Origin of the sequence: Enterococcus dispar ATCC 51266 (assembly GCF_000406945.1) — a bacterium.
Classification (GTDB): domain Bacteria; phylum Bacillota; class Bacilli; order Lactobacillales; family Enterococcaceae; genus Enterococcus_C; species Enterococcus_C dispar.
In genome coordinates this window covers 1910277-1932497 of the sequence record NZ_KE136354.1, presented here as the reverse complement: position 1 = coordinate 1932497, position 22221 = coordinate 1910277, and the positions used below count along the sequence as shown (strand labels likewise).

16 protein-coding genes and 1 other annotated feature are annotated in these 22221 nt (G+C 38.1%); of the genes, 8 read left to right on the top strand and 8 right to left on the bottom strand.

Annotation, left to right across the window (positions count from 1 at the left end):
- Nucleotides 1–10: 10 nt before the first annotated feature.
- Nucleotides 11–661, bottom strand: a complete 651-nt coding sequence (locus RK01_RS09200; protein WP_016173028.1) for a phosphatase PAP2 family protein — start codon at nt 659–661, stop codon at nt 11–13.
- A 414-nt stretch (nt 662–1075) separates the two neighbouring features.
- Between RK01_RS09200 and RK01_RS09195 the strand changes: the two genes are divergently transcribed.
- The 3 genes from RK01_RS09195 to RK01_RS09185 all read left to right on the top strand — a co-directional run bounded on the left by RK01_RS09195 (nt 1076) and on the right by RK01_RS09185 (nt 7449).
- On the top strand, nt 1076–2878 hold the full coding sequence (locus RK01_RS09195; protein WP_016173027.1) for a muramidase family protein: 1803 nt from the start codon (nt 1076–1078) through the stop codon (nt 2876–2878).
- 47 nt (nt 2879–2925) lie between these two features.
- Nucleotides 2926–3133: a binding site (T-box leader), on the top strand.
- A gap of 73 nt (nt 3134–3206) precedes the next feature.
- Nucleotides 3207–5618: a leucine--tRNA ligase gene (leuS, locus tag RK01_RS09190; RefSeq protein ID WP_016173026.1), complete on the top strand. Its 2412-nt coding sequence runs from the start codon at nt 3207–3209 to the stop codon at nt 5616–5618.
- Nucleotides 5619–5934: 316 nt separating this feature from the next.
- Nucleotides 5935–7449 (top strand): WD40/YVTN/BNR-like repeat-containing protein, encoded by a 1515-nt coding sequence (locus RK01_RS09185; RefSeq protein WP_016173025.1) that lies wholly within the window; start codon nt 5935–5937, stop codon nt 7447–7449.
- A 126-nt stretch (nt 7450–7575) separates the two neighbouring features.
- Here RK01_RS09185 and RK01_RS09180 read toward each other — a convergent pair whose 3' ends face one another.
- The 3 genes from RK01_RS09180 to RK01_RS09170 form a co-directional block, all read right to left on the bottom strand.
- A complete protein-coding gene (locus tag RK01_RS09180; RefSeq protein WP_016173024.1) occupies nt 7576–7815 on the bottom strand; it encodes a hypothetical protein in 240 nt (79 codons plus the stop codon).
- Between the two features lie 14 nt (nt 7816–7829).
- A complete protein-coding gene (locus RK01_RS09175; protein WP_244874961.1) occupies nt 7830–8699 on the bottom strand; it encodes a sialate O-acetylesterase in 870 nt (289 codons plus the stop codon).
- Between the two features lie 173 nt (nt 8700–8872).
- Entirely contained in the window at nt 8873–10384 is a 1512-nt protein-coding gene (locus RK01_RS09170) for a UDP-N-acetylmuramoyl-L-alanyl-D-glutamate--L-lysine ligase (protein ID WP_016173022.1), read from the bottom strand.
- A 210-nt stretch (nt 10385–10594) separates the two neighbouring features.
- Between RK01_RS09170 and RK01_RS09165 the strand changes: the two genes are divergently transcribed.
- Complete coding sequence (locus RK01_RS09165) at nt 10595–12235, top strand: putative polysaccharide biosynthesis protein (RefSeq protein WP_016173021.1); 1641 nt, start codon at nt 10595–10597, stop codon at nt 12233–12235.
- Between the two features lie 60 nt (nt 12236–12295).
- Here RK01_RS09165 and RK01_RS09160 read toward each other — a convergent pair whose 3' ends face one another.
- Both RK01_RS09160 and RK01_RS09155 read right to left on the bottom strand, forming a co-directional pair.
- Nucleotides 12296–13483, bottom strand: a complete 1188-nt coding sequence (locus RK01_RS09160) for an amidohydrolase (RefSeq protein ID WP_016173020.1) — start codon at nt 13481–13483, stop codon at nt 12296–12298.
- Nucleotides 13484–13550: 67 nt separating this feature from the next.
- A complete protein-coding gene (locus RK01_RS09155) occupies nt 13551–15032 on the bottom strand; it encodes a YfcC family protein (protein WP_016173019.1) in 1482 nt (493 codons plus the stop codon).
- A gap of 149 nt (nt 15033–15181) precedes the next feature.
- Here RK01_RS09155 and RK01_RS09150 point away from each other — a divergent pair, with 149 nt between their 5' ends.
- Nucleotides 15182–16051, top strand: coding sequence for a LysR family transcriptional regulator (locus RK01_RS09150; RefSeq protein ID WP_016173018.1), 870 nt, complete (start codon nt 15182–15184; stop codon nt 16049–16051).
- A gap of 23 nt (nt 16052–16074) precedes the next feature.
- On the opposite strand, the gene RK01_RS09145 is transcribed toward RK01_RS09150, so the two are convergent.
- Nucleotides 16075–16500, bottom strand: a complete 426-nt coding sequence (locus RK01_RS09145; protein WP_016173017.1) for an 8-oxo-dGTP diphosphatase — start codon at nt 16498–16500, stop codon at nt 16075–16077.
- Nucleotides 16501–16680: 180 nt separating this feature from the next.
- Between RK01_RS09145 and RK01_RS09140 the strand changes: the two genes are divergently transcribed.
- Both RK01_RS09140 and RK01_RS09135 read left to right on the top strand, forming a co-directional pair.
- Nucleotides 16681–17400: a pseudouridine synthase gene (locus RK01_RS09140; RefSeq protein ID WP_016173016.1), complete on the top strand. Its 720-nt coding sequence runs from the start codon at nt 16681–16683 to the stop codon at nt 17398–17400.
- A 269-nt stretch (nt 17401–17669) separates the two neighbouring features.
- Nucleotides 17670–18659 (top strand): M23 family metallopeptidase, encoded by a 990-nt coding sequence (locus RK01_RS09135; protein ID WP_016173015.1) that lies wholly within the window; start codon nt 17670–17672, stop codon nt 18657–18659.
- Nucleotides 18660–18979: 320 nt separating this feature from the next.
- On the opposite strand, the gene RK01_RS09130 is transcribed toward RK01_RS09135, so the two are convergent.
- Nucleotides 18980–19834: an RluA family pseudouridine synthase gene (locus RK01_RS09130; protein WP_016173014.1), complete on the bottom strand. Its 855-nt coding sequence runs from the start codon at nt 19832–19834 to the stop codon at nt 18980–18982.
- 215 nt (nt 19835–20049) lie between these two features.
- Between RK01_RS09130 and RK01_RS09125 the strand changes: the two genes are divergently transcribed.
- Nucleotides 20050–22203 carry a PBP1A family penicillin-binding protein gene (locus RK01_RS09125; protein ID WP_016173013.1) on the top strand — a complete coding sequence of 718 codons (2154 nt, stop codon included), beginning with the start codon at nt 20050–20052 and terminating at the stop codon, nt 22201–22203.
- Nucleotides 22204–22221: the final 18 nt, after the last annotated feature.

Genomic DNA, 22221 nt, shown 5'->3' with positions numbered 1-22221 from the left:
TGTCACCTCGTTATTTCTGTTGATTTTTAAAACGCCAGACAAAGCGTTTTTTACTAAAATAAGGATAAGTTAAACACAACCATCCTAAAGCTAAACTGTACCCGCCGATAATATCAGTAGGAAAGTGAACCCCGACATAAATCCGGCTAGCTCCAATAAGCACAATTAAAATTCCAAGTGCAATTTGTAAAGCGATGCGGATATTTTTATTTTGAATAAGTCCTGGCAAGATGAAAATTAGAGTACCATATAAAATCATACTGGCACAGGCATGCCCACTAGGAAAACTGTAACTATGTTCGTTTACTAAATGTAAAAGTGTCGGACGAGGACGTTGGAAAACCAATTTGATTAAGGGATTGACTACCCCAGACACCAAGGCTACATTGAGCAATAACCACAGAGCTTCAGCATAATATTTCCCGCGATACAATAAAAATAAAAAAGCCGCTGCTAAGATTACAACGGTTACAGGGTTGGCAAATTTTGTAATCCAAATAAAAAAATTGTTCCAATTGGGATAAGGAGCGCGAATGATATTCGTTATAAAATTATCAAATCCTTGTAGCCATTGGCGATAAAATTTTACAACGTAGCCTAAAAAAACAAAAAGTAACAATGCGCAACTACCAGCAAATTGGTAATAAAGTTTATGCTTCATAAATTCTCCTTTACGATTCTTTCAAATAATTAGTTGACAATGGGCTTATTATAGCACGAGAAATGGCACCTTACTTTGCTTCTCTAAAATTTTTGCGTATATTAAGATGGCGTTAGAAAATTTGGAAAAATCCGTTTTTTCACATTTTTATTAAATAAAATGAAAATATTTTGAAAAAAAGGTTTAATGTAATCGTTTTGCAATATTTAAACTAGTTTTTAATAACAATTATTTTGATTTTTATTTGGTTATAACCTTTAATAAACTCAATAATACATGTAATAAGAATAACGAAACAAAGGTAATGTTACAGGAGTTTAACAAATTGTAGAAATAATCATTTTAAACTTTTAATAAAAAACGTTACCCTGTATACTTATTATTAAGAAAAGTTTAAAAAGGAGGCGAGCAAACTTGACCCAACTTGTTTCTCGTAAAGAACGACGAAAAGAAGAAAAACAAATCAAGTTTTACCGCGATGCTAAAAAAAGTGCAGCAATCGTAGGAACAACTTTAACTGCTTGCTCTGTAGTTGCACCCTTGGCCAAACCCGTAACAGCAGAGGCAACCAATAACAATCAAGCACAAGTGTCACAAGATTTAAGTCAAACTGCTACTCGTAGTAATTCCACAGCTCTAATTACAGAATTGGCAGCCCATGCCCAACCAGTGGCAGCAGCCAATGACTTATATGCTTCTGTAATGATTGCACAAGCGATTGTGGAAAGCGGTTGGGGTACAAGTAGCTTATCACGAGCACCTTACTATAACTTATTTGGAATTAAAGGCAGTTATAATGGTCAAACTGTTTACATGAATACTTTAGAATATCTAAATGGTAAATGGGTGACGATGAAAGAACCATTCCGAGACTACCCTTCTTATAAAGAATCTTTTGCTGATAATGCAGCCACACTTCGCAATGTTTACATTGGAGGACAATATTATTATCGTGGTGCTTGGAAGAGCAATACGAAATCTTATCGCGATGCAACTGCCTGGTTGACTGGACGTTATGCTACTGCACCAAATTATGCTTCAGCTTTAAATAGTGTAATTGAAACATATGGTTTAACGCGATATGATACTCCAGCTAGTGGCAATGCTGGTGGTGGTGCTTCAAGTGGGAGTTCAAATGGTGGAACTAATTCAGCGAATAACAGTTCTGGTGGCTCATCTAGCACTAGTCAATATTACACGGTTCAAAGCGGGGATTCTGTTTGGGCAATTTCCAATAAATATGGGATTAGCATGAATGATTTAATCAGCTGGAATAATATTAAAAACAATTTTATCTATCCAGGCCAACGATTAATCGTGAAAAAAGGAACGAATGGTTCTTCTACGGCTAAGCCAATGCCAAGTACACCTTCTCAAAATACGAATAAGCCAAGCGGCAATACATCCAGCAGTGCTACCCAATATTACACTGTCAAAAGTGGCGATTCTGTTTGGGCCATTTCTAATAAGTATGGGATTAGTATGAGTAGTTTAGTCAGTTGGAATAATATTAAAAACAATTTCATCTATCCAGGCCAACGATTAATTGTCAAAAAAGGGACAAGTGGTACTTCCACAGCTACACCAAGCAAGCCTTCTCAAAATACGAATAAACCAAGTACCAATAAGCCTGCCACTAACACGGCAGCCAAAACCTATTATACGGTACAAAGTGGGGATTCAGTTTGGGGCGTGGCGAATAAATATGGTATCAGCATGAACACGCTAATTAGTTGGAATGGGATAAAAAATAATTTTATTTATCCAGGCCAACGGTTAGTCGTCCGAAACGGCAGTTCAAGTGCCACTACGAGTAAACCAGCGCAAAGTAATACTACAAAGCCAAACACTGCCAATACAAGTAAACCGGCCACAGTGAGTGGTCAAAATCAATATTATACAATTCAAAGTGGTGACTCTGTCTGGTCAGTGGCCAATAAGTACAAAATTTCGATGGATCAGTTCCGTCAATGGAACAATATCAAAAATGATTTTATTTATCCGGGCCAAAAAGTTATCGTCAAAAAAGGCAATACTACTCAAACAGCCACTGCACAAAATACTGCTAGTTCAAGCAGTAAAACCTATAAAGTACAAAGTGGGGATTCGGTTTGGGGCATTGCCAATAAATTTGGCATTACGATGGATAAATTGATTCAATTAAACAAAATCCAAAACAATTTTATTTATCCGGGCCAAACATTGAAAGTAAAATAATATTTGAATTTTGCCATATTCTTTGTTAGTATAACTAACAAGTAGAAAACTACGCTGTGAGAAGGAATAGTAAAAATTATTTCGTTGTAGAGAGCACATGGTCGGTGGAAATGTGTACGAATGCTTTTGAACTCGCCTTTTAGCGTTAACAGTTGAAAAAAGTAGGCTGTTACGGTGACGATCGTTACAACGTTTGAGGCTCATCTTTTTTGATGAGTAAAGATTAGGTGGTACCACGTAGATTACGTCCTATAAAAAGCATTGCTTTTTATAGGACTTTTTTTATACGACTGATTAGCAGTCAATTCACTTTTAGGAGGATTTTGCAGTGTACGATCATAAGCAAATTGAAAAAAAATGGCAAAAGTATTGGGCAAAACATAATACGTTTAATACCCATGACAAAACAGATCAACCTAAGTTTTATGCCTTAGACATGTTTCCTTACCCCTCTGGACAAGGGTTACACGTAGGACATCCAGAAGGCTATACCGCAACTGATATTTTATCGCGGATGAAACGGGCCCAAGGTTATAGCGTATTACATCCAATGGGGTGGGATGCATTTGGTCTGCCAGCAGAGCAATATGCTTTAGATACAGGCAATGACCCAGCTGAATTTACCAAGAAAAATATAGAAACCTTCAAACGTCAAATCAATTCATTAGGATTTAGTTATGACTGGAATCGTGAAATCAATACGACTGATCCCGAATACTACAAATGGACCCAATGGATTTTTACTAAATTATATGAAAAAGGCTTGGCTTATGAAGCCGAAGTTGCCGTTAACTGGGTACCTGAATTAGGTACGGTTATTTCCAATGAAGAAGTCATTGATGGTAAGAGTGAGCGCGGCGGCTACGATGTTGTGAGACGTCCAATGCGCCAATGGATGCTAAAAATTACCGCTTATGCCGATCGTCTGTTAGATGATCTTGATTTAGTTGACTGGCCAGAAAGTATCAAAGAAATGCAACGCAACTGGATTGGGCGTTCTGTGGGGGCAAATGTTACGTTTAAAGTTGCCAATACGTCTGAAGATTTCACTGTTTTCACTACCAGACCAGATACTTTATTTGGTGCAACGTATGCTGTTTTGGCACCCGAACTTGATTTAGTGGAAAAAATTACTACGCCGGAACAAAAGGAAGCCGTAGCAGCTTATATTGCCCAAGCAGCAAAAAAATCAGAATTAGCCCGGACAGATTTGGCAAAAGAAAAGACTGGTGTCTTCACAGGGGCCTATGCAATTAATCCAGTCAATGGCAAAGAAATTCCGATTTGGATTGCCGATTATGTGCTTTCAACCTATGGGACTGGGGCAATTATGGCCGTTCCTGCCCACGACGAACGGGACTATGAATTTGCCAAAACATTTGATTTGGCTATCGTCCCTGTTTTAGCCGGTGGCGACGTAACCAAAGAAGCTTATACTGGTGACGGTCAACACATTAACTCTGATTTTTTAGATGGTTTAAACAAAGAAGAAGCCATTGAAAAAATGAATGCTTGGTTAGAAGAAAACGGTGTAGGGAAAAAAGAAGTCAGCTATCGTTTACGCGACTGGTTATTTTCTCGTCAACGTTATTGGGGTGAACCAATTCCAATTATTCATTGGGAAGATGGTACGACGACAACTGTTCCAGTAGAAGAATTACCATTACGATTACCTGTAACAGAAAATATTAAACCAAGCGGAACCGGAGAATCACCTTTAGCCAATATTGAAGAGTGGATTAATGTCGTTGATGAAGAGACGGGCAAAAAAGGACGTCGTGAAACCAACACGATGCCACAATGGGCCGGTAGTTCTTGGTATCACTTGCGCTATATTGATCCTCACAATAAAACAGCTTTAGCCGATTACGATAAATTGGAACGCTGGTTACCGGTGGACATTTACATCGGTGGGGCAGAACATGCGGTTTTACATTTGTTATATGCGCGCTTCTGGCACAAATTCTTATACGATATCGGCGTTGTTCCAACTAAAGAACCTTACCAAAAATTATTTAACCAAGGGATGATTCTTGGCGGTAATAATGAAAAAATGTCGAAATCCCGTGGAAATGTGGTCAATCCAGATGATGTCGTAGAAAAATATGGTGCCGATACATTGCGGATGTATGAGATGTTTATGGGACCATTAGATGCTTCGATTGCGTGGAGTGAAAATGGTTTAGAAGGTAGTCGCAAATTTTTAGAACGGGTATGGCGTTTAATCGTGGATGAAGATGGTAAAATGCGTGATCGCATTACGACGATTAACGATGGTAAATTAACAAAAGTTTATCATCAAACCGTTAAAAAAGTCACAGAAGACTATGAACATATGCATTTTAATACTGCTATTTCTCAATTAATGGTTTTCATTAATGAAGCATATAAAGCGGATGCTTTGCCTTACGAATATGTTGAGGGCTTTGTGCAATTGTTAGCACCGATTGCGCCACATATTGGTGAAGAGCTGTGGGCCGTATTAGGCAATGAAAATGGTATTTCTTATGTGGCTTGGCCAACCTATGATGAAGCTCAATTGGTAGAAGATGAAATCGAAGTGGTCTTCCAAGTCAACGGTAAAGTGCGTAGTAAAGCGCAAGTTGCACGGGATATTGCAAAAGACGAACTAGAAAAAATTGCACTGGCAGATAGTGCAATTCAAGAACATCTTGCCGGTAAAACTATCCGTAAAGTAATTGTGGTACCAAATAAATTGGTCAATATCGTTGCCAATTAATAATTAATTTACAAAAACCAGGGTACTTTTTGGTATCCCATAGTGATTTTGGAAAAATGAAAACTCCTTTGTGGCAGAGCAGCTAATCGGTGCTCATTGCCTCTAAAGGAGTTTTTTTGTTTAATTTAATAGGGCTGGCAAAAAATACTAAATAATTTTACTGGCAGTAAATATCAAAATTGGCAGTAAAACAAGATGAATTTAGGTTATTGCTTGGGGTTTTGAAGGAGCTCGTTCAGTTTTTATATTTTTATTAAAGGACTATTATTTTTTGTTATTTTCTTGCATAATAAAGGAAATTTTAGAGGAGTGGCAAATGGATAAAGAACTGTTAATGATTGATTTATTAAGTGGTAAAAAGGTAATCACAGCCATTTTTTTACCAATCTATCGTCAGCTTTTACGTTTTAGTACTAGTTTGGCGTTATTTAGTGCCGGCTTCTTTTGGGGATTGAATACCGTAGTTTATCGTTATTTGATGGCACGGGTTCAGACGACTTCTGCTGCCCAGAAAATAATTGGCCTACATAACTTTGCCCTTATTTGTGGTGGTATCATCGTCACATTTTGGCTTATTCATAGTATCTTTGTGCTCGCACATCTTTTTTTGCTGAAAAGAAATTTTCAAGGCTGGCTGACGCGAAGTCTGAAAAAATTCGTGGGTTTTTCTAAAGTGGTGGAAGATGAAGAAAACTATTTTGTTAAGCGCAAACAAAAGGAACTAAGATTAGCTAAAAAAGATTGTTTGGTCTTAACCGAGCGCATTAATGGTGATAAGCTGATGATTGGCGTAGAGAAATTGAATTGGGGTATAATGCGGGGCGTCATTTTTTTACGGACTGCTACAGTAGAAGCGCGCAAGTTACCCAAAGCACATATTGCTAAACCTAAAAGTACAGGAAAATTGGCAATTTTTATGGGTCTTTTTTGTTTGTTACTGGGAAGTTCGCTTTATATTTTTGAAAAAACGAGCACGAAAGAAAATACCTCGACTGCGGCCGTTCACGCGCCAGAAGAAGTTAAAACGACTACGTCAGGATTATTAAAACAACAAGGAGCTACGCCGAATAAAGTTGCGCAAAAAGAAAATGAACTTTATGTAGCCAATACGCATGAGTTGTTTCAAACGACAGATCGCGGTCAACATTGGCAATTTGTACCTTTAAAAGCAGAATGGCTAAGAGGCGGCAGTTATACGTTAACAAGTGGAGAAATTCCTTTTGGCTACTGGATGGATTATACATATCAAGTGGGGAAAGATTTTTCTTGGTATCTTTATACGACGGGGTCTGGGGAGTATTTAGATTTGTACATGCTGACTTCAAGTGATAATGGGGTAACGTGGCAGAAAAGCAAAGTCGGAGAAAAAGTGCGGAATCTGCGTTATCGTAAAGTACAATTTTTTGAAAATGGTACCGGTATTGCAGCAATTTCACAAACTACAGCAATGTCTGGCAGTGAGCAGGTCTGTTTGTTTGCTACCCAAAACAAAGGCAAAGATTGGTATCCGGTGGGTAATACTACGATTAATGCTCCCATTCAAAATATTAGTTTTATCGATGCTTTAACCGGCTTTATTAGTACCAGAGAGGGAATTTTTTATACCCAAAATGGGGGGCGTTCTTATCATGAAGCGATTGTGAATGTGCCTGAGGATTATCTTTTAGGCGGCCTGAATCTTTTTCAGTCACCCAATGAAGTCACGCAGCCCAATAGTACTACTTTAGAAGCGAAGTTTTATCTCACCAAAAAAGATGGCCATATGTATGCTTGTTTGTATCGTTCTTATGATGGCGGTCAAACATGGGCTTTTGTGCGAGCACTCTCATAAGTCACCCAAGCAGATTAAGGGGTAATTTTTTAAAACGGAATAAAGCTTAAAGTTCAACACATACTTAAAAAGCAAAACACGATGGAAAAAAGCGTATCATAGCGCAGTCGTGTTTTGCTTTTTTAGTTAATATTTGCCATCTGAACTGCGCTTATAGCTCTGCTTTTCTTGGAGGGGTAAGTGAATAATCGCTTCATCGGGAGCTGTGACAATGAAACGTGTTTTGCCATTTGTGTCTTGTTCCAATGTTACCAAAACATCGTCATTAAGGGGGAAACCTGCTGCATCCAGCATTTTTTCTGGTATTAAAAGGCCAAAATTTTTATCCCATTGTACAATTTTTGATTTACATTCACCTAGCTTCATTTTTTCACCTCAATTTAAAGTATTTGTGTATTTAAAACATATGCCGCTAAATTTAGGCCCGCTTGATCCCCGCATAAATTATAACCAGTTTGAGTATAGTGATAACTGTCTTTCATTAAGTCGAGCTCGGCCATCCATTCAAACGCATTGGCAATCAAAACGACTTGCTTTGCTTGGGCCAATTCTCTTTGGGCATGAATAATTTGCTGGAATTTTTCAGGGTCATCCTTCTTATTACCAATTTGAATGAGAAAAGTTTGCGTGATACCAGCTTTAGACAAGACATCTTGCAGTGCAGTAAAATGCATTTTATATTCATGACTGCTCATGCCGTGATCGCCGTCAGTTTCTCCTTGGCACCAAATCAAAAAACGATTTTTAATGGGAATATTTTGTGCGCTTAAAAAGTTTTCAGCTCGATTTAAATGTTCTAAAATATCCGTACAATAGGCAGTACCTGGTTGCCATTCTAGAATGCTACTACTGCCTTTTGATGCTGAAACACAGACTACCATGCGCCGGGTACAATCGTAATAAGCGTTAACCAAGCTGCTTACCAGCGAGCCTGTTTTTTTATTTTCATCATTAATACCTGCCGGATTGTCTTCGGTTTTGCCAAAAGGTTCTTGTAAATGAAAAAGTTTAGTCGGCTGACTTACAGCGCGAAATTCGTAGCCTTCTTTAACGTAAGGAGCTAAATGAGCTATGCCGCGACCTGCCATATTGCTTTGACCGGCAAAAAGAATTAAGTCGACGCCATCTTCATCAGGCTCTAAAGGTTGAGGGTATTGGGCTTTTAAGGCTGCTCTTTCGTTTTCTAATAAGCCTCGAAATTCGGTAATAGCAGTAGGACGGTGCACAGTTAAATTTTGCAAGAAAATCACTCCTAATTTATGTGAGTTACTAACTAAATGGTACCGCAGATTAAAAGCGCTGACAAAGTTTAAAGCGTCATCTTTGAGAAAATAAAAAACTTATTCAAAGCAGTCGCAAGTCACGATTCTTTGAATAAGTTTTTTGTCGATTGAGAGAAACTCATTACAAATAATTGATTTTGTTATTCGTTACCTTCTGTAATCAAACGTTTGGCGATAAAGTAGTCCCCTTCATAAGGTGTATCTTCGCCATTGATTTTTTGGTATTCATCTACTCCTTTGCCTGCGATTACAACGGCATCTTCTGGTTGGCTTACTTGTAGGGCAGCAGCTATCGCTTTGACGCGATCCATTTCAAAGTGAACTTCTAATTGCGCATTGGTAATATGGGCGTTGATTTCTTCAGCAATTGTTTGGGGATCTTCAAAAGCGGGATCATCAGCGGTTAAAAAGACAATATTTGCGTATTCTGATAATGCTTTACCAAAGTCGGCCCGGCGGGAAATTGCTTTACCACCGGTACTACCTAAAACCACGATAACACGTCCAGTTGGGTGTTCTGCTTGGGCAAATTCGAGTAATGTTTTTAAACTTAAATAATTATGGGCGTAATCGACATAAACACTGGCGCCATTTGTATTTAGCAAATGATCCATGCGCCCAGGGACGCGTGCGCTAGCCAAAGCATCTTTAGCCTCTTTAACATCAGCACCTACAATTGCCGCAGCTAAAAGGGCCGCCGTTGCATTTTCTTGGTTGAAATCACCTGCTAATTGAATACTGTATTCATCTGAAATTTGCAATTCATCTTTTGCACTTACAACAGTAAAGTGTTTATTTTTGCCACTCGTCACTAAGTAATCGGCATTTTTACGTCCGTAAGAAAGGTACGGTGTTTGCCACAGTTCACAGTTTTCTTTTAACAGCTCAAAATAGTCACTGCCGGCATTTAGAATCATTTTTTTAGAATGGCGCAACAATTGGCGTTTGCAATAAAAATAGTCATCAAAAGTCGGATGTTCAATTGGACTAATGTGGTCTGGTGAAATATTTAAAAAGACACCCACATCAAAAGTCAAACCAAAAACGCGCTCTGTTTTATAAGCTTGGGAAGAAACTTCCATCACCAAATGCCTCATGCCGTTTGTTACAGCTTGTCGCATCATTTGATATAAATCTAAGGATTCCGGCGTAGTTAAATGGGATTTAAAATAAGTTTTACCATCCAATGAGGTATTCATCGTCGACAACAATGCCGTTTTATTTCCAGTAGCTTTTGCTAGTAATGCGTGGGTAAAATAAGCGGCTGTTGTTTTACCTTTGGTGCCGGTAAAAGCAACAAGCTGTAATTCTTTTTGCGGGTAGCCATAAAAAGCCATCCCTAAAAGGGCCATCGCTTTTTTGATATCAGTGACAATAATGGCACACGGAGCTTTGACCTCAAAAGGTTCTTCGGCAACATACACCTCTAAGCCATTTTCAAGTGCGCTTATTAAATATTCCACTTTAAAATTTAGACCCTTACAGAAAAATAAGCTATTGCTATCAGCTTTCCGCGAATCATAGGTTACTGTCTTAAATTCTTTTTGGGGTAATTTTTTACTTGTTAGGTGCCAACCAGTTGGCGTAATCATTTCTTTTAATAAGTCATTTTGTAGTAAAATTTCACTGACTTTTTCTAATGTTAATGTCATGGCACAAGCCTCACTTTACATTTTTCTTCGGTTGTATTATAGCATTAAATAAAGTGGGTACCAAACTTCAGGAAAAAAAGCTACTTTTATGACGACATTTAGCCAGGTGTTGTAAATCCATTAAAAATCAGCAAAAAAGATTGCTCATGGTTACTTTTGTAAGTAAAATAGAACATATGTCTTGAAACCAATAGAAAGTAGAGAAAATAAATGAGTGAAAAATTCGTGGCACAAACGGAACTATCCACTGAAGAAAAAATGGCTAAAGGTTCCACGTGGTTAACGATTGGCAATATCGGTTCACGGCTTTTAGGCGCCATCTACATTATGCCTTGGTATTATTGGATGGGTGAACATGCCAATCAAGCTAATGCTTTATTTAACATGGGGTATAATTTTTATGCCTTGTTTATGATGCTTTCCACTGCAGGTATTCCCGCTGCGATTGGGAAACAAACGGCCTACTATAATTCTTTAAATGAATATGCTACGAGTCGTAAATTATTACATCGTGCCTTACAAGTGATGGCTGTTTTTGGCGTTGTTGCAGCAGCAGTAATGTATTTTCTGTCGCCATGGCTGGCCAATATTTCAGGCGGCGGCAAAGAATTAATTCCAACCATTCGTTCTTTAAGTGTAGCGATTTTAGTTATTCCTTGTATGAGTGTTATTCGCGGCTATTTCCAAGGCCAAAATGAAATGAAACCTTTTGCAATTTCGCAAGTGCTGGAACAAGTGGCACGGGTATTTTACATGTTATTAGCAACCTTTATCATTATGAAAGTTGCTAAAGGAGAATATACCTCCGCTGTAACTCAATCAACGTTTGCTGCTTTTATCGGGGCTGTTATCAGTATTTTAGTCCTTGTCTATTACCTGAGAAAAGATAAAGTGCGCATGGATTACTTAATTGAACACAGTGCCAATAATGTGAATTTAGATGCCAAAGATTTACTAATTGAAACAGTTAAAGAAGCCATTCCCTTTATTATTATTGGTTCTGGTATTACTATTTTCAAACTAGTTGACCAAGTTACTTTTGTACGGGTGATGGGCTCTTTTACCGCCTATTCTCAAAATCAGCTAACTTCTTTATTCTCCATTTTTAGTGCCAATCCCGATAAATTAACGATGGTTGTTATCGGTCTAGCAACTTCGATGGCATTAGCCGGTTTACCGTTAATCACAGAAGCCAAAACAAGAGGGGATCATAAAGGACTAGCCAAACTAATCAGTAACAATTTACAATTATTTGCTTTTGTTATGTTTCCGGCCACATTTGGGATGATTGTCTTAGCTTATCCATTAAACACTTTGTTTTATGCTCCAAGTCATTTAGGCGCCAGTGTCTTAATTGAAGCGAGTGTCTCAGGACTTTTTCTTGGATTATATATGATGACATCTAATATGTTACAAGGGATGTATGAGAATTTATCAGCTATTGGGTATTTTATCATTGGTTTGGTAATTAAAATAATTATCCAAATCCCATTGATTATGGTTTTTGAAGTCTATGGGCCATTATTAGCCACGATGATTGGTTTTGGTGTGACATGTGGATTAAATCTGTATAAATTACACAAAATTTCCCGTTTTAATCGGATTTTGACATTCCGTCGCACAGTATTAATTTTTATTATGTCCCTTGTGATGACGGTGATTGCTTTTATTATGCGCCAACTAATGGGCTTAGTCTTAAGCCCTGACAGTAAACTACAATCGTTTGTGATGATTTTAGGCGTAGCCGCAGTAGGTGGTGCGAGCTACATCTTTATGGTGTTACGCGTCCGGCTAGCTGATAAACTCTTAGGTGCGACTGCCGAAAAAATTCGCCGGCGTCTGCATATGTAATGAAACTAAAAATACCGCGACTTTTTAGAAGTCGCGGTATTTTTTATTTAGTTGAGAAAATTATTTTTTTAGCGAGTCTTTAAATGCGATTTGAATATCAGCCATTAAATTTTGATCACTTAACGTTTTAAGGATGAATAACCCAATTACTTTGGCACCAGCTAAAATCACAGGATGGATCTTTGTTGGTGTCTGCATAATAGTAGCGACTTCTTTTGTATGCAATGAAAACCAGTGGTCAGATATGGCAATCATCGGGTGAAATGCAGGGCAGACATAGCTCACGTTGCCAATATCTGAACTTCCAGTAGCGTTGCCTAAAGGTTCATCACAGTGGGGCAGGTTAATGGCTGTCATAATTTCATCGATAGCGGCAATACCTGGAGCATTTAGATTCATATCATCAAAATCGGCACCTGTTTTTTCGTAGGTCATCGTGGTTTCTGTCGCAAGAGCGGCTCCGTTCAAGCATTTGATAACTTTAGCAAAATTTTGTGCCAAATCGTATTTGTTGGGATGCCGCATATTAATAATTAATTCAGCCTTATCAGGAATCACATTTGAAGCATTGCCTCCTTGGGGCAGAATATAGGCAATGCGACTGCCATCTTTCATTTGCTGTCTGGCCATATCTATGGCATGACAAGCTAACATAGCTCCGTTTAAAGCATTTTTGCCTTGCCATGGCGCGGCTGCGGCATGCGCAGGTTGACCGCTAAAAGTTGCTTTAATTTCACTTAAAGCTAAAAAACGGCAAGCGGGCCAGGTTTGATCACTATTCATGTGAATCATTATAACAAACGCATACTCATCAAAAACACCTGCTTTAGCCATAGTAATCTTATCACCGGTTGCCTCCTCATTGGGGGTACCAATTAAATCAATTGAAGCGTTGACCTCTGTAGCCATTTCTTTTAACGTTAAAGCAGCTAAAAGGCTTAGACTACCACTGGCACAATGCCCACAGGCATGGCCAATTTCTGGTAGTGCATCGTATTCCATTAAAATACCAATTTTAGGTTGTGTTTTTTGCCCTTTAATTACATGTGCAATAAAAGCAGTTGGCAGATCGGCAACATTTTCAGTCACGTCAATTTCTTTTGTCTTTAAAATAGCGATAATTTCTTTGACTGAGCGAAATTCTGCACCGGAAATCTCTGGATGGGCTGCCAAATCATCGTTTAAAGCATAGGCTGTTTTTTCATTCAGTGCAATTTTTGTTAAAAATGTCTTTTGTAATTGGTCCATAAATGAGGACTCCCTTCCTTTTATCCGTCTTTTTAAGCCATTTGTTTTAAGCTCGTAAAATGGTAGTTTAACTAAATAACGTGGCTACCGCTAAAACAAGACAAACTACGACAAAGATAATTCCTAAAAGTTTAGCGGTAAATTTTAACCAAGTGGCGTACTCAATGTGGGCAATACCCAGGACTCCGAGCATAATAGCCGAAGCTGGACTTACTAAATTCATCGTTCCAGAGCCAGCTTGAAAAGCAGTAATGATTAGATCTTTTGGTACATGGACAAATTCTGCTAAATTACTCATAATACCCATGGTAGCCGAAGCCAAACCAGAGGTTGAATAGATTAAAAAGCTCATGGGAATGTAAAAGATATAAGTTAAAATGGTAAAGAGAACAGGTGGTAAGTTACTCAAAGTCGTTTCACCAAAATGTAAAATGGTGGCGGTAATCATGCCGTCGTTCATCACGACTTGAATGCCTCGTGCTACAGCAACAATCAGCGCTACTTGAATCATATCTTTGGCGCCCATAACAAAATGTTGCACAATTGTACTTTCCTTCATCCGATATAAATACCCAATAACGACCGCCATGAAAATAAAGAGAATGGTAATTTCGGTAAAATACCAATCGCCAAAGGCTGGAAAATCAGTGCCAATCATTTTACCTAAAATTGGAATATCAATAACACTATTGCGTAAGTTCGCAAAGAAGGTGAAATTTTGATTAATGGTCTGCCATGGGATTAAGCCTAAGATCATCACGATAAAGGTTAAAATAAATGCTATAATGACATGTTTTTGTTTATTGTTCATAGTATCGATTTCTTGTAATTGGAAATGAGCTAAATCTGCTTGTCGTTGGGAGTAAACCAACGATTTTGTCGGATCTTTTTCAATTTTTTGCGCATAGCGATAAACATATAAAATAGCAATTGTAGTTAAGATAACCCATAAAATGAGTCGCCATAAAATACCTTGTCCCGGTGAAATTCCGGCAGCTTGGGAAGCGACGCCGGTTGCAAAGGGATTGACCGTTGAGGCCAATACACCAACAGTCGTTCCAATTAAAATCACTCCTACTGCGACTAAACTATCTAAACCGATACTATACATGACCGGTAAAAGTAAAGGATAGAAAGCTAATGTTTCTTCTGACATTCCAAATGTCGTACCCCCTAGTGAAAAAAGAATCATTAGCACGATAATCAAACGTTTTTCTTTGCCGTGATATTTTTTTACAATCGAACTGATACCCGCATCTAAGGCGCCCGTTGCATTCACCACACCTAAAAAACCGCCAATGACTAAAATAAACAATGAAACTGGCATGGCAGCCGAAGTTTTATCATCCCCTAGCATACCAACGACCGGCGCTTTTAATATGTCCCAAAATCCCTGTTCATTTTGTACAACGTGATGATAAGTACCCGGGATAAGCTGTTTGGCTGCATTCAAATCATATTGCCCAGCTGATACTAACCACGTTAAGATGACCATCAGAAAAATAATTCCAAATAAAATGGCATAAGATGATGGCATTTTTCTTTTCATAAAAACAACTCCTTTATCTCGTAAACGTTTGATAACTGTACAATCAGTTTTTCTTATAGCGCTTACTTTCTGATATAATGATACCGAGAAAAAGGGGAATGTGATTTTCCATTTTGGAAAGTTGACTTTCTTTTTTAGGAGGCAATGAGATGTTGAATTTGAAAATTTTACGAACTTACAAATATGTGGTGGATTATGCATCTTTTAAACGCGCCGCAGAAAAATTAATGTATAGCCAATCCACAATTAGTAAATATATTGCCGAACTCGAGCAGACGGTAGGTTTTCCATTATTTATAGAAGGAAAAGTTCAAAAGGGATTAACTGAAATTGGGGAATTGACTTATAATTATGCGCATCATGCGTTGATTGAATATGGTCATTTTAAAGAAAATGTCGCTGCCGCAGCTAAAAGACGGACCACTATAAAAATTGGCGGTCTGGAACGTTATTTAGCAGAAATGGTGGTCAGTAAAGTGGTAGAGTACCAAATTTCTCATCCGCAAATTAGTTTTGATTTAATTCATGGTACAAGTGATGAAACGCTAGAGCGTCTAAGAGCAGGAAAATTGGATATGGGCATTGTGGCAGATCGCATGGTTCCAGCATCTTTTACCAGTTTGGCTATAAAACGGGAAAGTTTGGTATTGATAGCTTCGCCCAAAACATATGAACAAATTGTGCAAAAGCCAGCATTATTAACACAACTCCCCATTTTAATTGATCGAAAAGCCAGTGTGATTTTTGATTATGTTTTAAAAGATACTAATGAATTTGCCCATGTGATCCACGTGGAAGGAGATTTTATGGTTTTGGCGGGGGTGGAAAGTCAAATGTGTTTAGGTGTGATAAGTGATGGTTGTTTTCAGGAAAAAGAGTATCATGTGTTAAAAGTTTATAATGAAGCAGCACCAATACGTCTGATTTATCCCGAAAAATGGGAGGATAACAAAAAACAACAATTTGGGAAGTCTCTTTTACGGCAATTACAGCAGGATTTTTTTAATTCTCCCCAATAAGTTGAATTTATTTGTTGCCTTTTTTACGGACGATTATCTTGAAAGTATTGCGTTTTTTCACCATAAAAAACCGGCAATACATCTGATAAAGTACCCGCTAATTTTACCTGAGAAAGTTCTTTTTCGGGTAGCCAAAACAATCTTCCTTCTGTCATCACTGTTGGTTCGGTTGTGACTTGGGCCAAAAAAATGCCGCACAATTCACGACTACCATCTGATTTATTCAGCCATTCTGCGATTCCCATCAGTTTAGGTGCGATGATGAGACCTGTTTCTTCTTTAATTTCTCTTATGACAGCTTCAGTCATAGATTCTGTCGCTTCTACATGGCCGCCGGGAAATGTCCAGCCGGGCCAATCTTTTTTCTGGCGATCTTGAATTAAAACTTCATTGCGCTGATTACGAATCAGACACATACACGTTAATTGGACTGGAAAACTTCTTGTCATCTTCTCACCTCAACATTTACTGTATAATAGTTTTGACAACTTGTGAATAAAGAAAATACAAAGATGCTAATTTTTTTATTTAGCGCGCTTTAAAAGACCAAGTCTAGTCTTTTGACGGGGATTTTGATTAAAAAATAATGCAACGCTAGGAATTAGAAGAAAAACAAATTGGAGGAGACTATGCGTTTAGATAAATATTTAGCGGATATGCAGATTGGCAGCCGCAAAGAAGTGAAAGGCTATATCAAAAAAGGTTGGGTACAGGTGAACGGTATTACAGTAAAACAAGATAAGTATCAAGTGCAGCCAGAAGCCGACACTGTTTCTTATCAAGGAGTAGAAGTTCGCTACCAAAAATATTTTTACTATATGCTCAATAAGCCTGCAGGTGTGATTTCTGCCACAACAGATAAACAACAAAAAACAGTGATTGATTTACTGCAACCGACTGATTTTAGACCGGATTTATTTCCTGTCGGCCGGTTAGATAAAGATACAGAAGGATTTGTGTTGTTAAGTAATGATGGCGAGTTGGCTCATGAACTTCTTTCTCCTAAAAAGCATGTTGCAAAAGAATATTTTGCTAAAGTTTCAGGTGTGATGACCAAAGAAGATGTGGTCGCCTTTGCAAAAGGGTTAACTTTAGATCAAGGAGAAGTCGCCTTACCAGGAAAATTGCAGATACTAAAAGTAGATGAAGTAAAAGAAACTTCTGAAATCTCTTTAGTGATTTCAGAAGGGAAATTTCATCAAGTAAAGCGGATGGTACAAGCTGTGGGTAAAAAGGTAACCTATTTAAGACGCGATCGCATTGGAGCAGTTTGTTTGGATTCTGAGTTAAAGCTTGGCGATTATCGCCCCCTGACAAAAAAAGAGATCATTGCCTTAAGTAAAAGTTAAAGAATAAATAACAAAATTCGGATGCTGCAAATTCCTGCAGCTTTTTTTTTGTTGTCAAAAAAGGAAATTCTATAGTAAAATCTAATCTTTTTATGAAAAAATTAGTATTTGTGTAATCTGAGTGAAATGTTGCAATCTGGTTGTAAACAGACAGCCTTTTATTACAAAACCAAGTAGCGGCTGAAAAGAAACTGTAAGTTAGTTGTCATCCTTTTCATGAAAAATCATGCTAAATTAGGCAAGTCAAAAAAACGAAAAGGGGTCATTAATTGAAACTCAAAAAAACAATTTTAACAATTTCACTTCTCGGAAGTTTATTCTTTTCAGCTACAGCTTTTGCTTCAGAAAATACTGATAAATTAGCGACAGTAAAAACCGAAGTTACGCAAACTGAAGCTAAGGTTACCGATTATAAATCACAAATTCAACAACTAAATACCGAAATGAAAAACAACGAAACGACGAAAGTAACCTATGCCCAACAGTTGGATGAAGAAATCACGACATTGGCTACGATTAAAGAAGAATTAACCGAAAAACAAGGCCAACAAGAAGAAGTAGAAGCTTCATTTTTAGGTACTTCTCTTGATTTATTACAAGGCTTACAAGGAAAAGAACAAATTGAAGCGCAAGTGACAAAATTAAAAGAAAAACAAAGCAACCAACGAATTGAAGTGGCTACACTACAAGGGAAAATCACTCAGTTGGAACAAAAGAACCAAGAATTAACTGCTAAAATTGCAAAATTGCAACAAACACAAGCAGCAGCAGAAAAAAATATTGCAGCAAAAAAAGCGACGATTGGTACTTTAACAGCAAAAGTGAAAGCAGAAGAAGAAAAAGCTGCTAAAGTAGCCCAAACAGGTTTTGCATCACCGTTGGAAGGTAGTTTAAATGTGAGTAGTCCTTTTGGTTGGCGTCAAATGCCTCTTGGTGGCGGAACAGAACATCATGATGGAATTGACTTAACTGGTTCAACTGGCCAAACAATAATGGCAGCACGCGATGGTGTTGTAGTAGAAGCAGGCTTTGATGCAAGTTGTGGCAATCATGTAATTGTCAAACATGATAATGGCTACTATACTTATTATTTCCACTTAACGACCATTGAAGTCAGTAATGGTGCGAGTGTCAGTGTCGGACAACGTATTGGTGGCATGGGGACAACTGGAAATTCGACTGGGGTGCACTTGCACTTTGGCGTAGCGACAGGAATGTGGGAAGGATTTGTCGATCCAGCCCCTTTAATTGGAGCTTAAAGTAAAAAGTTACACGATTAGTATTAAAAAATGAAAAGCACGAAAGTTATGGCAATCATTTTCCCAAAAAGCAGTTATTGGGAAAACGGCGCATAACTTTCGTGCTTTTTTAGTTGAAATAATCAAAAATTGGAAGAACAATTTATTAAAATTCTATCTTATTGCTAGCGAGTTGTGCGAGTTCATTTAGCTTTTCTAGTGATCCAGCTTCATGAACTAGCTCTCTACGGCAATAAGGTAAAATCCTGCGAAATTTGAGATACAATTTAACAAGATTTGGTCTTATTGCTTGAGAGCTGAACGAGTTCATTTAGCTTTTCTTATGCCCATAAGCCAGGAGAAGCGGTAATGACTAATTTTTCTTTGGTAAAAGGGTGTTCTAAATGCATTTTTAGCGCATGAAGCATTAAACGTGATGCTTGTTCTTTGCCATACAATGGATCACCGACAATCGGATGGCCGATGCTTTTGAGATGGACTCTAATTTGATGCGTGCGGCCGGTTTCGAGTTGGCAATAAATTTGGCTGTGCTTGCCTGCTTGAAAAACAGTGACGTGGGTAATAGCTGTCTGACCATTTTTTTCATCGATAATACGTTTACGGCGATCGTGACGATCCCGCCCGATTTTTTTGTTAATTGTCGTCGCATGATTCAAATTGCCGCTAACGATTGCTTGATACTGGCGATAAATATGCTTTTGTTCCAACAGACGGCCTAAAATCGGCAAAACTAATGGATTTTTGGCAAATAGAATGACGCCACTGGTTTCTTTATCCAAACGGTGCACCACATAGGGCCGTTGTCCTTTTGGGGCGAGATACGCTGCTACGTCATTTAGTAACGTATCTTTTTCTGTGGGCTGGTTAGGATGGGTTTTAATGCCTGCTGATTTATTTGCGACAAGAAGATGGTCATCTTCATATAAAACAACCACTTTTTTTGCATTTCCCAAAGCAACTTCTTGGTAAGTATAATCTTCTGGTTCAATGACCAATGTAATGCGATCGCCGGCACAGCAAAGTTCATGAAACATGACCGGTTCACCATTTTTGCGTACATTTTTACGAATGCGCAGGAAATGACGTACTTTACGAGGTACCAACCATTCTTTTTCTAGGAGTTGCCGGATAGTCATTTCTTTTTGCGACGTCGGTAGTGTGATTGTATATTCCATGATAACCCTCAATTCTTTTTACAGGTTGACTTTTATTCTAATTCTTAAGCACAGCTTTATTTTAAAAGATATTTAAGAAAAATGTAACGAATTACTGCATTTTCTTTGCTAAAATGTGCTAGATTTAGTTAAATATGCTATTTTCAGTCTAAAGACGCAGGTCAGCTTGAGACTTTCCTGTTAAACTGACACAAATTAAATGAGTGGAGATTGTTATGGACGCAAAAGAAATTTGGACAAAAATAAAAGAGGCTCTGCTAACTTTTTGGCAGTGGCTAAAACCTTATTTACAGCAGTTTCATCAATGGCGCAAACGGGTTTGGAAAAAATATCATGTCAATAAAATTATCATTTTATTAGGCTTAATTACTGTATTGGTTACCAGCAGTTATCTATTTTATTTATCCAAACAAGTCGATGTGGATCGCTTGCAATCAGATTTGAAGAATACAACGGTTATTTATGATAAAGACGGTGATACGGCTGGCAAATTGAATTCAGGCAAAGGCACATACGTGGAAATGGATAAAATTTCTCCTAATATCGTCAATGCTGTCGTTTCAACAGAAGACCGCAATTTTTATAATCACCATGGTTTTGATATCAAAGGGATTGCCCGCGCAGCATTGAGAGCGGTGATTAATCGCAATACTTCTGGTGGTGGTGGGAGTACCATTACCCAACAGTTAGCCAAAAACGCCTATCTTACCTTAGACCAAACTTTTAGTCGTAAGGCCAAAGAACTGTTCCTTGCGATTGAAATTGAAAAAAAATACACGAAAGATCAAATTTTGACGATGTATTTAAACAACGCCTATTTTGGTAATGGTGTTTGGGGGGTGCAAGATGCCTCGAAGAAATATTTTGGCGTGAATGCAAGTGAAGTAGAATTAAGTGAAGCAGCTACTTTGGCTGGGATGTTAAAAGGGCCAAGTATTTATAATCCGATTGACCATCCTGATTTAGCTAACGAACGCCGCAACGTCGTTTTGGGTGTCATGGTAGACAATGGTAAGATTACCAAAGCGCAAGAAAAACAAGTGGAACAGACCAATATCGCCGATTCCCTTTACGATGCTTATGATAATGAAGACACTGGTAATAAATACCCGTATTTTATTGATGCGGTTTTAGATGAAGCAGAACAAGAATATGATATTGATGACTCAGATATTTTAACCAAAGGCTACAAAGTATATACAACTTTAGATCAGCAGCAACAAATTCAAATGCAAAATGTTTATGATAACAATAATAATTTTCCTGGGAATGCTTCTGATGGCGCGATGCCGCAATCTGGTTCGGTTTCAATGGATCCCAATACAGGCGGAATTCGTGCGTTAGTCGGCCGGCGCGGAGAGCATACGTTCCGGGGCTTTAGTTTTGCGACGCAAATGATGCGTTCGCCTGGATCAACGATTAAACCAATTAGTGTTTATACGCCAGCACTTGAAGCGGGATATAAACCAGATAGTATTTTAAAAGATGAAAAAATGAGTTTTTATGATGTGAAAAATTACGATGGCACATATTCTGGTGAAGTTCCCATGTATCAATCTGTCGCTTGGAGTTTAAATACACCAGCAGTCTGGTTACTTCATGAAATTGGCATTGACAAAGGCTATAAAAAAGCCCAAGAATTTGGTCTTTCTTTAACAGAAAAGGATAAATATTGGGGTGGTGTTGCACTAGGTGGTTTAGAAAAAGGGGAATCACCAATGACGATGGCGGCAGCTTATGGTGTCTTTGCCAATGGTGGAAAATTGTATACGCCTCACGTAATTACTAAAATTGTCGACTCAAAAGGAACGGTAATTGTCGATAACACCAAGCCAAAAGGAAAACAAATTATTTCAGAAGAAACAGCCAATCAAATGACCAGTATGTTGTTAGGCACATTTTCAAATGGGACGGCAGCACAAGCTAATCCAGGTTATACGATGGCTGGTAAAACCGGAACCACCGAAACAAACTTTGATTCCAGTAAAGCCAATGACCAATGGATTGTAGGATATACACCAAACGTAGTTATTGCTACGTGGTTAGGCTTTGAAAAAAGTAGTAAAGACCACTATTTGTCTGGTACCAGTGGGGATGTAGTCGGAAAAATTTTCCAAGCCGAAGCTGCCAATATTTTACCTTATGTCAAAGAATCCGGCTTTGCAGTAGCGGATGCCTATCAAACCAACGGTAAAGTGGTGGCCGCAGATGAAGTCAATCGCGATCAAAACAGCGATACTGATTGGAGTAAAACGATGGATGACTTTGCTGAAAAAGCCAAAGACGGATTAAGTGAAATTGGTGGTAAAGTCAAAGAAGGCGCAAAACGTGTCTTTCAAGATATTTGGGGTAAACTAAATGGCAACTAAAGTTTTTATGTTACAATA